Below are 14,085 nucleotides of genomic sequence, written 5' to 3' on the forward strand. Positions count from 1 at the left end.
ATGCCCCGAAATTTCCAATTTACACCGCTACATTTTTTCGGGGAGACGTCACAGATTAAATCGGAACTATTCCATATTAGCACACTCTTTCAATTAGTATCAAGTTTCACTGGAGAGTAATCAAGGACACTTACGGGTCTCTGGCTCATCCAACTAGGTAATTTATCGCCTTTCAAATAGTAATTAAAAAACTCTAAAAGTCGATTGGTATAATCAATAGAGGCATCGCCATAAACTGAGTGCCCACAGCCATTATATTGCAACATATAAGCAGTCTTACCTAATCGTCGTAAGCCCGTAAACAATTCAACGCCCTGTGTAAATGGAACATCATCATCTTCTTTATTGTGCATAATTAAAAGTGGGGTTTGAATCTTATCAATTTTCATCACCGGGGAATTCTCCAAGTAGAGGTCAGGACGTTTCCATAGTGTTGTCCCAATTCTATCACGATACAATTCATATTGTCCCTGCCTAGAAAGACCACCGCCTATTATCGATCCATAAGCACTGACAAAATTAGTAAACCCGGCGGCAGAACATGCTGCAGCGAACCTATTGGTATGAGTAATAATATAATTTGTTTGAAACCCACCAAAACTGTGTCCCTGCAGCGCGATTTTTGTCGAATCTATATACGGATACTTACTAAGGACTCTTGCCGCACCCATAACTACATCAAATGAACTCCTTCCAGGATATCCAATTTTAAACTGTATATCGGGAGTAAAAACCAAAAAACCATTGCTAACAAAAAAAGGAATATTTATTGGCCCTCTTGATGCTCCAGCATCCTGAAACAAATGCAAGCACTCACTTATTTTCTCGTAGTAATAAATTATTACCGGGTACTTTTTCTGGGGATCAAAATCCTCAGGTTTATATAAAATACCTTGTGCCTCTCTATGATCATCTGTTCTAAACGTAACCAGTTCTGTAGTCAACCAATTGAAGCTCTTTTCTGGATGTACATTACTTATAGGTTTATATTTTATGAAATCTTTAGTCAAATAAAAGTTAGGGGCATTACTTGCATCCATTCTTTGTACAAGAAAAACATCAGCAGCCTTCGCTTTAATAGGCATAAATCGATTAACATACTTACTTTCTTCAGGTCCAGTAAACATTTCAGGAGACATGATCAACTTCTTTACAGCGTTATGTTTATCTTTTAATAAATAGTAGAATCCATCTTCCTTAGTGACTCTATTAAATGCTGTAAGTAGTATCTTATTTCCCTCCCAACTAGGAGGTGGGAAAGCAAAACGGAAAACAATATTTTGAAGCTTCCCATTGCCACCTGTCACGTTATGCGGTGGAGAACTGTTTGTCAAATCCACCTCATATATATCATACTGATCATATATATAAACCATACTTTCGGTCGAATCAAACCCAGCTATACCTATGTTAATAAATTTAGCAAATGGAATATCATCTTTGTCAAAAGTCGTCCATTTTGCGGAAACTCCTGCTGTAATATTTCTTCTCTCTTGGGTTAATACATTATAACTAAAATAAGAATCTGAATCCGCGTCGAAGTAAATTACCCAGCGACCTAAAGGAGACAAAATACAAGAATAGGCATTCCGATCAGGGGGGGCTAGAATAACTTTTTTTGATCCCTTCTTAAAATCAATTAGGCTACAGGAGTATATCGCACTCTCATTCCAATTCCACTCGGAACGATTTGCAATAGACTTATATACCAACTGCGATATATTAGATTCGTAAGGCGATACTTGGGATTCCCCTTCATCCTGTATCTGTCTTACTATCCCTTCATTTAAATACCAAATTCCATTAAAATTATAGTTCTGGCTGTGGACTTTGTCATATATATCTTCACTTTTCAATTTCACGGCCGCTGAAGACCAAACATCAACTTTAGCACTGCCATCCTTTTTTTCCATTTTTTTCTTCCTGATAGTGCAAAAAACAAAGCTTCCATCAGCACTAAATCTATCTATATCGTAAAAAAACTTATCAGAATCTATTTCCATCTTCGAAATTCTTTTCTCCTCTGTTTTATTTATTTTTCGGTTATAGTATAAGATTCTACTCGATAATGCGACATCCTCGTTATCATCTTTAACCGTAAACAAAATCTGATTAGCATTATTATCCATGATACATTTAATTGGTTCTTTTCCTCTGTAAATTTCAGTCTCTCCTAAATAATCCAAGCTAACAACTTTAATCGAGTATGTAGAGGAATCGTATTTATATTTCACAGCGGCAAAATTACCTGACCCACTCAACCAATAATCTACAGCTTCAGGAAAAACGCGAACATTCCTTCCTTTTAATTTCCTAAGGTACAATCCACCACCTGTTTTCAAGAAAACCATCCAATCCTCGCCTCTATCTCTAAAAATATCATATCTACTAATTGAGTCAATTATCTCCTCCTTGAATCCACTTACATTAACCACCATTAGCCGACTTGCTGGCAGTTGACAGAGAAAGTATTCTCCATCTGGCGTCAACTTCTGATTAAATCCATCAACAATACTCTTTTCACCACCATCATTTACCTTCTTTACGCATATAGTACTTCTACCTTTGGGTTTATTGTAAATCATATATGAAATAACCATTCCATTATCGCTTATAATAGGCGTACGAATACCACACCAGCCATCTAAATCCGATATTTTGATATGCGGCTTTTGTGCGATACAAGTGTTAAACCAAAAAAACAGACCAATAAACCCAAAAAATTTCATAATTATTCAATTATACATTCATATATAATATATCAATAAAAACAGGTAATTAACTTCATTGCAATACAAATATTACAAACCAAAATATCCAAAGTGGTATATACACCCCAAAAAAACGACTTTATTTTACTTTTAAATTACCGTCCATAGCTCATCTTCTAATCCATGAATGCTAAATGGATTACAACCTAATACAAAAAAGAAGGAGGTCTTCGACCTCCCTCTTTCCAACTAATAAAAATATTAGTTGTGATTGAATGTGATAACGCGAGTCTGTACGGTCGGGCATGCGCCAGGAGACAGAGTAGCATATTGAAGAGTACCACCTACTGATGTAATAGCGGAAGCGTTCTGTGTAACAACGCAGCCATCAAGAGGTTTATTCTGATCAACAGGCACGAAAATCTGCAGATCTTGACGAGCTTGAGTAGCTACTGCACCGGCGATAACAGCAATAACAGCAACAGCTGATAACAAAACTTTAACCTTTTTCATGGTTTGATAATTTTGAAGGATTAATTAATTGCCTACTTTATTATTAGGGGGTTCGGCTTTTCCCTTTATTGCGCAATATTATTACAGTTTCAATATTGTAATTATAAAGAGTGTTAGCCAATTGGCTATCTAGGTAAATTTTTAACGGCAACCAGAATACTGTCTACTACAACTGGTCTAGAAAAAATTTCTCTTACAACATAATTTCTATATATGCTTGTATGGGGTACCGTTTTAACATTGAAATATTTTAAATACGTCCCAGATGTATCAATGCCAACATAAACATTAGGGAAACGACTAATTTCATTCGTTTTATAGAACTCTCTCGCATCTTGTAAACTTGATATTGTTAAAAAACAAAATTTTGTATCATGAAACTTTGCAATACCATCTAATATACCTCCAACCTCCTTTTGACAAAATTGGCAATAAGGGTCAAAGAAAACATACACTACATTACCTGACATTATTTCTGATCGGGTATTTAAAACAGAAGCACTATCTAAAAGTAAAATATTCATTGATGGAACTGAATCTATCAGATTCCTGTCAGACCATCTATTGCCATTTCTGCATGCAAGCAACCACAATAGACAAAAAGCGAGTAAAACCTTAAACTTGTAGATATTTCTATTGCCCATAATAATCGCAATTAACTTGCTACTTCTTGGTAAAAATTCTTAATCCTCTATTTGGCATCCTCCTCCGTCTCTTTTCGCAATAAGAAATCAAGCAAAATAAAGTTACACACCATACTGAGTGTCAAAGAAAACATTTGAAACCTTAAAGCAATAGGAGAAGCAAATACACTAAAAACCAGATTAATAGTCCAGCAGAGGCCAAATAGCATACAAATAATAAACAAATCCTTATTCAGTTTTTTCAATCCAATCATAAGCGAGATTATAAATAATGCAACGAAAACGGCATTCATAACTGCTGATATCGTCGGATATGGCTCAAGTATTTTTACATTATTTGTATTCAGTCTATTATTAAGTTTATATGTTGTATATCCAAACCAGGTTCTAACATCATTGGGAATAGTATCCATACTGAACCCATAAGTTGATAGGAATTCAACTGGTGGAACATAGTACTTTATAAGGTTCGGCCATAGATAGGATTTTACAAATGCCCATGGATAGGTTTTAATTAATGTTGATCCATACTCACTATACAATGGTGCCATGTTCGACCACTGTTTAAACTCAGTAGCCGTAGTATCGCCCTTGTACTTTTTATGCATATAGGTTCTAAGTGGAGATGTCGATTTCCACATATATACCGTGCTTGCGATCAGCATTTCCTCTGGGAACCTATTCAAAAAACGTTTTGTTGTATCAAAATATAACCTGACCTCTCTATCTATACCTTCAAATTTGGATGGAAGCTTTTTCCGGTCAACTGAATCTACAAATCGATACGCATACATACCATTATTTGCCAACTGCCATCCTGAAAAGGGAGAAAACTGAAAAACACCTGTCAATCTCTTATAACGATATGAAGTAGATAAAACGAAAATACCAATTAAACCAACAGTTAGGACTATCCCTATAAGTGTCATTTTTAATTCTCTGCGTTTTAACCAGAAAACAATCAAAGAAATAAATGGATAGTAAAGCGCATTATACCTCACCATAAACACCAACACGACCACCAAGGCATGAATAATAATTATCCCCAAAGAGGCACGCTTTAATATCCAAATTAAAGTAGTAACCCAACAAATACTTAGAGATAAAAACAAGCTGTCTGTCGAAACGTAATTCGCCATGTATAGATACACCGGATTTATCAAAACAAAGATCAAAACAGAAAACTGAATACCTTTGCTCGGACTGAGAAAATAAAATAGACTAAACAAAAGCGCCAGAATGCTAAATTGATTAAAAACATACTGAAATACAACTAAACTAGTATCTCCGGCAAAAAATACGCTAAATAATCGCAAAAACTTCGAATATCCAATTGGGTATATATCGATCCCCACATTGTAAAAGGCACATTGCACATACCCATAAGAATCAGCATTAATAAATGCTGCATACGGGTAAAAATATTTAAATACAGATAACTGCAAAGCTATTAAAAGCATACTAGTCCAAATCATTAGGCGATTAAACCGGTCCCTAATTATAAAAGATTTAAAATCTTCAAAATCAGAACTCCCATTCGCTAAAAAATCAGAAAACATCGGCATAGCAACTATTTCAGTTTTATATATTTTACTCACACCTTCAGTGGATATGAATCCTTGATTAGGACAACACACAAAACAGGTTTTCATACATTGAGATTAACCAAATCTAATCTCTAAATAGAGGATTCATTTAAAAATAAGGTCTTACTATTTCCAGAAAAAAAACAAGCCTAACTTTTCACAGGTCTTTTTAGTTATTATGAATCATAATATACAAAGTAAACAATATTACTTCAACCCAACAACTCATAACTTGCAACACTAACCGTATTCAGTGAACAAAAGCCGTACGACAACCACAGAATTTGAAAAGTGTCGAACCACATATATCTACAATCATCAACAACTAAGAATTATAAATTAGCCGCCGATAATTAATCTCGTATAAAATGTATAAGAAAAATACACCATCGCACTTTCACCACCTACAAACAATAAATTTTAACAGATAGCTATAACTAAATATTACACCAAAAAGAGGTTCGTTAATTATCAATAGTCTTGACGGTAATATAAACACAAGGCGATCCAGCAGCAATTGTTGCATAGGACAATTGAAACCCCATATTAGTCGCGGTGTATCCCTCTTGTCTAACACGACACCCTGCAGTCCAATCGTTTTGATCATAAGGAAAAAAAAGAACATTATTAATCCTAGCTTTTGACGCCAAAAGCCCGGAACACATCGCTATTGCAATAATGATGAAAGCAATCAATCTCTTTTTCATGATTATAATTTTAAAATTGATAAGAAACTATATCAATCATTCGGCTTAAATAAGTCATGAATCACAGGCATATCCATTCGCAAACAATAACTTTCTCCAACTTCCTTCACACAATATTCCTCAATCGTCTCATTAAACACTAACTTTTAAACACCTCATTATCATTTTACAAATGACGCCAAACAATATCTATTCACTAACTATGCAACATAGTTTCTAACTACGCTCAAATTAGAGTATAACCAGGAACAACAGGACTCGCTAGGATGTAATAAGGAAACAGAAAATAGTCCAACATCAATTATATACCCAGCAATTCAGATATTCTAACCGCTTCACTTACATTCCCCCGGCGTCTCCTGAAACACTCTCTGAAACGCTCTCGCAAAGCTCCCCGAAGTACTATACCCAAGGGTAATAGCCACCTCTTTCACTTGGTGATCCTCTTGCAATAGTTGCTTGGCATAATTCATAGCGCGTTCAAGTTGGTACTGATAAATTGTTACGTGGTAGAGCATTTTAAATCCTTTTGTTAGTTTGCTTTCACTAAGACCGGAGTAGTGGACCAGGTGCTGTATATCTATTCTTTTTGGGGGCTGTTCGTCGATGAATGCTTTGGTCTTAATAATAGCGTTCTCCTGGAACTTTGTCAGTTTCATCAATTGATGGTTATGAGGGTATTGGCAATATATCATGCGATATACGTTTTACTCTAAAGTGCTTATGTTGCAATCGCAATTAAAAGTTAAGACAATTTTCAGGGAAATTCAACATTTTTTAAGCAACAAAAACCGGCTGCAACATAGTCGCAGCAAGGGTCATATAAGAATAGGGCAAGGAGAGAACTCCCCGCCCGTGAGGTCTTGTTGAGTCTAAAAAAGGTTAGCTGATCTTCCAGGGTTCGTCGTAGTTCTGGAATTGATCATAGGAGATCTCTTTCCAGTTGAGCAGTATGGCGCCGCTGTCTTCCAGGAGCCGGATGGAATTGATAGTCTCCAACGGATGGTACGCAGTAACATTTTCCGTTATACGGCCATCACTCAGTTGGTAGGAGTACCAATAATATTCTCCTGATGTTTCCTCAGAGAACAGGTCCGACAGTGGAATGGGGCGATGAATACCATTGATCAGCAATGGCTTTCCTGTCATCGCGGCATGATAATGCTGCAGCTGATGCAGGTCTTCCATCATCAGGGGTTCGCATAGCTCATCATAGATGTCATCTATGTAGTAACCAGGTCCCAGGCGCCGTAGCCGTATCCCGTTTTTAGCGACGAACAATCCCCGTTTGCCGGCAACACCTTTAAATCCGGCCAGGTGCAGTATCCTGGGTGTCAGGGATACCCCTGCTACATCCATCATGGATGTCCAGGTGGTATGTCCTCCTTCCGGGGCATCTGCTAATAATACTTCATGTCGTTCCGTATTGATTTCACGAACGAACATAACGGAGATGTCGTCTTGTAGCGGACAATCTACAATGTCTCCGATTTTTAAATTTAATAACTCCATATTAGTTTCATTTATGGGTTAGGAAAGCGCAAATATAAAGCTTGATTACAAATCTCCAAACCCTTACCTGTATTTAGTTTCATAGAAAAAATATTAAAAATTATCAACTTGATTTTGTGGTTTAAAATATGATAAAAAGACTCTCAAAAAAACGTCCTATTGATTGACCAAAAGAGTTACATCCTCAAAAAATACCGTCACCTTTTCCCTGAGCGGTTCCGTCATTCACCGGGAGAGCAATAATACGTCAGTGCCTTCCTATACATTTAGTCCCTGAACCCTATACCTCAACCCGTCTAATAACTTAAAAAAAATGAGTAGTTTTATAAACAATGAAAAATCAAATGCAACAATACTACTGTCCATATTGCTGATTTCTACCCTCAAGGCAATCATATTCAAGCGTTTCTATCCCGATCTGGACTTCACCTCCGACACCGCCTTCTATGTTTCTGCTGCGATTAAAAACAGCTCCTGCGGTATATGGCCCATAGGATATGCGAAGTTCCTATGGTTATTCCATCAGTTCTCTTCCAGTGAAACGGCGTTATTTGTAGTACAGTATGCCCTTCTCGAATTCAGCGTGATACTTTTTTATTTTAGCTGTTTATACCTGTTCCGGACAACCCGGTATTTCAAGTGGGGATTCTTCTTATTTATGATGGTCAACCCACTTTTCCTTTTTATATCCAACTATGTCATAGCTGACGCGCTATTTACTTCATTAACTATTATTTGGGTCACCACGCTTATTTGGATGATAGACAACCACAAAAACGCTTTATACATACTGCAAGGTTTGATACTGTCAATTCTTTTCACGATCAGGTATAATGCCGTATTCTATCCCATCGTAATGATAGCGGCCATTCTCCCGGGCAAATTAAATCTTTACAAAAAAGCGATATCCATCTTAATCCCTGTCCTACTGATAACCGCTTTCATCAACTTCACCCAAAGCCAAACCTATAAACAGACAGGCAAAAGCGTTTTTGCTGTCTTTGGCGGATGGCAACTGCTGAACAATGCGATGTACATGCTTCAATACAACAACACCGACACTATCAATACCCCGCGTGAGTTCAGGCAGATCAACCTGCTGACATTTAATTATATTGACAGCCTCCAAAAGGCGCAAACCTACTTATCCCCTAAAAACGGATCGGTATTTATGTGGCATACCGATGGCCCCCTTAAACAATTAATGAGATCTTCCCGAAATAACCCATCCGACACAAGCAACCCGTTTAAAACATGGGCCATCATGACAAAACAATATCAACGGTATGGCCAATACCTCATTAAAAAATATCCTTTGGATTTCCTTCACCACTACGTATTCGAAAACGCGTTAATTTACTTCTTTCCCAGCCCTGAGGTGCTACAAACGTACCTTAGACCGGGAACAGATATGAATACCGTAAATAACGAGCTATCAAGCCTGTTTGGCAATGTCCGGACTACAATAAAGTCTCCTGATACCAAATTACAGGGAGACATCATGTCTTTTTTCCCATGGATAATTATCGCTGCTCATCTGATTTTGATTGTACAAATTTTCTGGATTTATCCCAAAGTCGAAAAACGAACCAAATTCACATATCTATTTAGTGTATTCCTTTTGACCAACTTCCTATTCAGCATATTTGCATCGCCAATTGTACTTCGATATCAAATCCCCATGATTATCATCGTCATCGCTTTCACGTTGATGTTGGCAGACGAAATAACCATCCATCACACAAGAATAATCACAAATATAACGGATGATTTCGAATCGCCAAATTCAGTACAGAAAAGGGTTTTGATGGTGCGTAACTAACTTTATCAAAATAATTCCAGGATTATCAATAACGATAGGAATACTTACAAAGTGACAATTTTTCTGTCAAAATAAAAGAGCGAAATTCAGTATGATCCGGAAATTATTTTCGGGGAAACAAAAAATATTTTGAGGAAAGGGCCAGATAGTTATCTTGTAAAGACACAAAACAACAGGAGCCTCCAAAAGAGGCTCCTTAAAATTTATTTGAGAGCAGATAATGCCTCTCCGAAATCCATCGTCACCTTCGCTGTAGTATCTGCCACCACCGCCGCCGCCAGGAGCTTGCATACCGGCTGTAATACGGAGAAATGGTTTTTCCCCCTTATCAGGTAATAATGGGTATACGGATTCCGCGGATTCTCAGACAACTCACTGAGCGCCTGCAGCATCTCCGCATTGCCGCCTTTTCCCTCAAAAACAAATACCGGGGTGGAAATAGAAGGCAGCCAATTCATAGGTGATCGTAGCTCACTTTCCCTTTTATCCTTCGTATCATAGGCTAGCTCTTCTGCGCCGTAATTATCCATGGAGAGCGCCGGACCGAAACTGAAAACAGCCCGGAACCTTTTACTGCATTCGGCAGCCAGCAATACTTTGGTACCGCCGGTACTATGCCCTCCCAGGTATATCCGGTTAGTATCGATTCCTTTTTGTTTCGCCAGGAAATCTGCTGCCGCCAGGATATCATCAATCTCTCCGAAACCGGATTCGTCATACCCGGGATTACCATTACCACCCCGCTGAGAAGGAAACATCATCACCACTCCTGCTTTACGGAACGGCGTAGCTGCCTGGTCGTTATCCGCCGGATGCTCACCCCATACACCGCCAATATCATTGCCAAAACCACCGCTGATCCAAATAATGGCAGGATGTAAGCGCCCATCGTCCGGTATCTCTCCCAGGTAAGCAGCCATTTTTCCGATGTCCGTTGGATAATATACCAGGGAGAAGGTTTTGTCAGGAGGTGTTTCAGCAGGACCATCCATCCGTAACTTTTTAGTCAGCCGGGTGGTAAAGGCTTTCCGCGCATGCGCAAAATCCCAGGGCGGAAAAAAATCAGCCGTCGCCGTCGTTTCGTCAGTACGATTAAGATTGATTGCCCGGCCTGTATCTTTATCTTCCTGTTTAATGTTATGCCCGGAGTTAAACGTACAGGAAGATATCCCCAGCAACAGTAAAGAATAATACCCCAGTTTCATAGGTTCGATTTGCTGCAAAAATACGGCAAGCATCTTTATTTTTTTAATATCTTTGCGGCTCAAGTACCTACGAAATATTAATATGTCAACCTGCAGATCCCTTACACTGTCAGCCCTGTTACTGTGCGCCCAAAGCCTGGTAGCCCAAAACAAACCCATTTACGATTTCCAGGATCTTTCCCATGCCTATTATGAACGCCAGAAAGACTCCCTGAAAAAAGCCTGGTCCTGCCCTGCTATCTATAAGGATAAGGATACCCAGAAAAAATATAAAGAGATCTGGAACGGCCGTACGGATTTTATTACCGAAGCCATTGACGACGACGGTTACCTGTACGAAAACGAGATGCATAATTATCTTGATGGTATTATCCGGCAGATCGCCCAGGCCAATCCGAAGCTCATTCCCCAGGCGCCTATGCTGCTGATAGACCGCGGCACATCTGTCAATGCCTATGCCACAGGCAGCAATCTGCTGGCGGTGAATATAGGCTTGCTGGCCTTCTCCCGTACCCGGGAAGAACTGGCGCTGGTGCTGGCGCACGAGATGTCCCACAATGCCCTGCTCCACCCCGAAAACGGGATGAAGAAACGGGCGGAATGGCTCACGTCCGATGAATACAAACAGTCCCTGAATGCCGTTCTCGATTCCAAATATGAGCGCTATTCCCGCCTGAAAAAAGTGTTTGAGGGGTATTCTTTTGATAGAAGTAAACACCAGCGTTATCACGAAGGAGATGCCGACTCCCTGGCGATCGTACTGCTGAAAAACGCCCATATCGGTGTAGATCCGGCTGTCTTCCTGCGATTGGACAGCGCCGACATCCAATACCGGCAACCGCTGAAGAAATCCCTGAAGGAATACTTCGCCGCTTATCAGCTGCCGGTGGACGAAAGCTGGATGGTGAAACGGACCAAAGGCTTATCTGCCAAGGCTTATAGCTTCAATACCACTACCGCCGGACTGGCCGACTCCCTGAAAACGCACCCCGATTGTGTAGAACGCTATAACAAAAACAAACACGAACAAACCAGTGGTCCGTTTACACCGATACCTGCCAGCTTGCGTAACAAAGCCATGAAGATGATGGTCTGGAACATCTACTGCAACGGCAACATGACCGCAGCCCTGTACCGTATCCTGCTGGAAAAGGACCTGGGTAATACCGACCCCTGGTACGATTTTATGTTCAGCAATGTGATGTCCGGCCTGTATTATGCGGATCAGAAACTGAACCGTTTTAATGCCATCGCGGTAAAACCCAAGGAATACATCTCCACCAACTATTACGAGCTGGAAATGATGTTTGAGCAAATGCCCCGGGAAAAACTGGAAGCCTTCCACAATACCCTGCAACAGGCTTCTTTCTGGAGTAACATGACGCCACCGGAACAAGGTTTTAAATCCCTGATGCAAACCCTTGTCACCAGTACCAGCGACAACGACAAACAGAAAACCGCCGCCAAATCATTTACCAGCAGCTTTCCCAATAGTCTGTACTGCGAATTTGCCACACCCTTTACCAAAAAATAACAGTAACCCATTTATCCCACAACTACCCACATGAAACAAGTATTCATTGCGTGTACCTTACTGCTGTCCGTCATCAGTGGTACCCGCGCACAAACCCGCGTGTTTAAGGAAGTAGGCAACGAAATATCCTCTTCCATGCGCGCCATCACCCAGGACGATGCTCTGGTAGGCTATCTCGTTTTCACCGAACTGGAACGGGCCAGCAAAGACTCCTTTAACTACAAGCTCACCATCATGGATGAAAACCTCAACGACATCGGGGTGGTTAACTTCCGGGAAATAAAACTGGACCTGAAGACGGTGTCTTTTGAACAGGATGTACTCTGCCTGGGCTACCTGAAAAGTAACCTGTTGGGCTACACGTATAATCACCGGAGAGACAAAAAAGAAGCTATCAGAAACGGTTACCTCGCGGTATATACGCAGTTTATCGATCTTACCGGCAAGATGTTAAAAACCAATACCATTAAGCTAACTACTAACCTGGGAGCCACATTCAATAACAGCGCCAACTACATCAGTTCAATTGGCCTGACAGAACCGCTGCGCATAAACAATGTGAGTGGCAAAGGTTTCGCCTGCTTCTTTGGCGACGACCGGGGCAAGTTCCTGTATGTGTATGATAAGAATGGCGACCAGACCTGGCAGAAAAGAGTAGGTCTTGAAGATGCCCGCTACAACATGCTGGTATCCGGTCATGATGTATATTTCCTGATACACCACAATACACCGGGTTCCGTGAGCGGATATGCGATTCAGGGCTACGGTCTCGATGACAGCACCACCATCTCCCGGGTAAACCTGAAAGACAAAAAAGGCAACCCGTTCCGGGTATACACCTTCGACAAGAATCCCGCCACCGGCAAACCCTTTGTTTCCGGAGCTATCATCAATCCACGCAGGGATAGGGGAATTGTCACCCTCAACTCCATTTCCAAAGGGAGGTACCTGGGCGTCTTCACTATCAACGTCGATGGCCGCGGACGCGATAGTATCAAAGCATTGTATAATTATTGGAACGATAAAAAAGCAGGACTGACCAATACTACCGGCCGTTTTGTTCACAACAAATCCTACCTGCTGGCGGGACCGGCATTCAAGGATTTTGCCGGCAATACCTACTTCGCTGGTTCAGCGGCCAACCGTAGCCTCGCTGTTGGCCTGGTGATAGCGGAAGTAGCCACCATCCCGCTGATCATTCCGCCACTCTATTTGTTGGGTGGCTCCGGTACTCATAAGGGATATTTCGGAGATGCGATGGTCATCAAACAAACACCGGAAGGTGTTTTGTCGGTGGATAATAACATCGCCGTAAAACGCAGCCGCCTCTGGCCGGCGAGAATTGTCACAGAAGACATGGATAACAAATCATACTACAGCATCCATTCTCCTGAAAAGAAAGCCACCTACCTGGTGATTACAGAAGCAAAGAATATTACCCTCTATCATGTAGATGGGAAGAAAGTGCTGCGTACCATCCCCCGCAAAGATGGTAACATAGAAACGATGATCTTCCCGGCTAAAGAAGGACATATGCTCGTAGCGGAATATGATAAAAAAGAAAAGACGAGGAAGTTTTCGATAGAAGCGCTATAAAAAAAGAGGTGGAAGATTTCCACCTCTTTTTTTGACCATCCTTAGCATATTGCAGGGATACCGCAGCAACAATTACAATTGTATATCCCCGACGCTTTCAGTTACCTAAATAATTGGAGTTCCCTCCAAAAACCACGTAACTTTCGGTCAGGAAACAATGATAGCTTATCACTATTCCAGCCGTCGAAGAAACCATTAAAAATTTCATGCCATGAAAAAAGCTATTATTTTACTATGCTTAACAATGGCTGTAGT

General features: G+C 40.3%; 11 protein-coding genes. 3 read left to right on the plus strand and 8 right to left on the minus strand.

Translation table 11 applies throughout. The features are described 5' to 3' along the window. Positions 1–89: 89 nt before the first annotated feature. From ICL07_RS15335 to ICL07_RS15365, 7 genes are all read right to left on the minus strand, one after another. Entirely contained in the window at positions 90–2,729 is a 2,640-nt protein-coding gene (locus ICL07_RS15335) for an alpha/beta hydrolase family protein (protein ID WP_188088913.1), read from the minus strand. Between the two features lie 243 nt (positions 2,730–2,972). Further along, complete coding sequence (locus ICL07_RS15340) at positions 2,973–3,224, minus strand: hypothetical protein (protein ID WP_188088914.1); 252 nt, start codon at positions 3,222–3,224, stop codon at positions 2,973–2,975. Between the two features lie 125 nt (positions 3,225–3,349). Beyond that, complete coding sequence (locus ICL07_RS15345; protein WP_188088915.1) at positions 3,350–3,868, minus strand: hypothetical protein; 519 nt, start codon at positions 3,866–3,868, stop codon at positions 3,350–3,352. A 47-nt stretch (positions 3,869–3,915) separates the two neighbouring features. Next, positions 3,916–5,520, minus strand: coding sequence for a hypothetical protein (locus ICL07_RS15350; protein ID WP_188088916.1), 1,605 nt, complete (start codon positions 5,518–5,520; stop codon positions 3,916–3,918). A 398-nt stretch (positions 5,521–5,918) separates the two neighbouring features. After that, positions 5,919–6,161, minus strand: a complete 243-nt coding sequence (locus tag ICL07_RS15355) for a hypothetical protein (RefSeq protein WP_188088917.1) — start codon at positions 6,159–6,161, stop codon at positions 5,919–5,921. Between the two features lie 335 nt (positions 6,162–6,496). Next, on the minus strand, positions 6,497–6,820 hold the full coding sequence (locus tag ICL07_RS15360; protein ID WP_188088918.1) for a helix-turn-helix transcriptional regulator: 324 nt from the start codon (positions 6,818–6,820) through the stop codon (positions 6,497–6,499). A gap of 223 nt (positions 6,821–7,043) precedes the next feature. Continuing rightward, a complete protein-coding gene (locus ICL07_RS15365; RefSeq protein WP_188088919.1) occupies positions 7,044–7,673 on the minus strand; it encodes a hypothetical protein in 630 nt (209 codons plus the stop codon). 313 nt (positions 7,674–7,986) lie between these two features. On the opposite strand from ICL07_RS15365, the gene ICL07_RS15370 reads away from it, so the two are divergent. Next, positions 7,987–9,495, plus strand: coding sequence for a hypothetical protein (locus ICL07_RS15370; protein ID WP_188088920.1), 1,509 nt, complete (start codon positions 7,987–7,989; stop codon positions 9,493–9,495). Between the two features lie 203 nt (positions 9,496–9,698). On the opposite strand, the gene ICL07_RS15375 is transcribed toward ICL07_RS15370, so the two are convergent. Next, positions 9,699–10,733 carry an alpha/beta hydrolase family protein gene (locus ICL07_RS15375; protein ID WP_223151940.1) on the minus strand — a complete coding sequence of 345 codons (1,035 nt, stop codon included), beginning with the start codon at positions 10,731–10,733 and terminating at the stop codon, positions 9,699–9,701. A 49-nt stretch (positions 10,734–10,782) separates the two neighbouring features. On the opposite strand from ICL07_RS15375, the gene ICL07_RS15380 reads away from it, so the two are divergent. Both ICL07_RS15380 and ICL07_RS15385 read left to right on the plus strand, forming a co-directional pair. Continuing rightward, the gene (locus tag ICL07_RS15380; RefSeq protein ID WP_188088921.1) at positions 10,783–12,234 is read left to right on the plus strand and encodes a M48 family metalloprotease; all 1,452 of its coding nucleotides are present in this window, start codon (positions 10,783–10,785) and stop codon (positions 12,232–12,234) included. Positions 12,235–12,264: 30 nt separating this feature from the next. Beyond that, entirely contained in the window at positions 12,265–13,830 is a 1,566-nt protein-coding gene (locus ICL07_RS15385; RefSeq protein WP_188088922.1) for a DUF6770 family protein, read from the plus strand. The last annotated feature ends 255 nt before the right edge of the window (positions 13,831–14,085 follow it).

This window comes from Chitinophaga qingshengii (genome assembly GCF_014529935.1).
GTDB classification, from domain to species: Bacteria; Bacteroidota; Bacteroidia; order Chitinophagales; family Chitinophagaceae; genus Chitinophaga; species Chitinophaga qingshengii.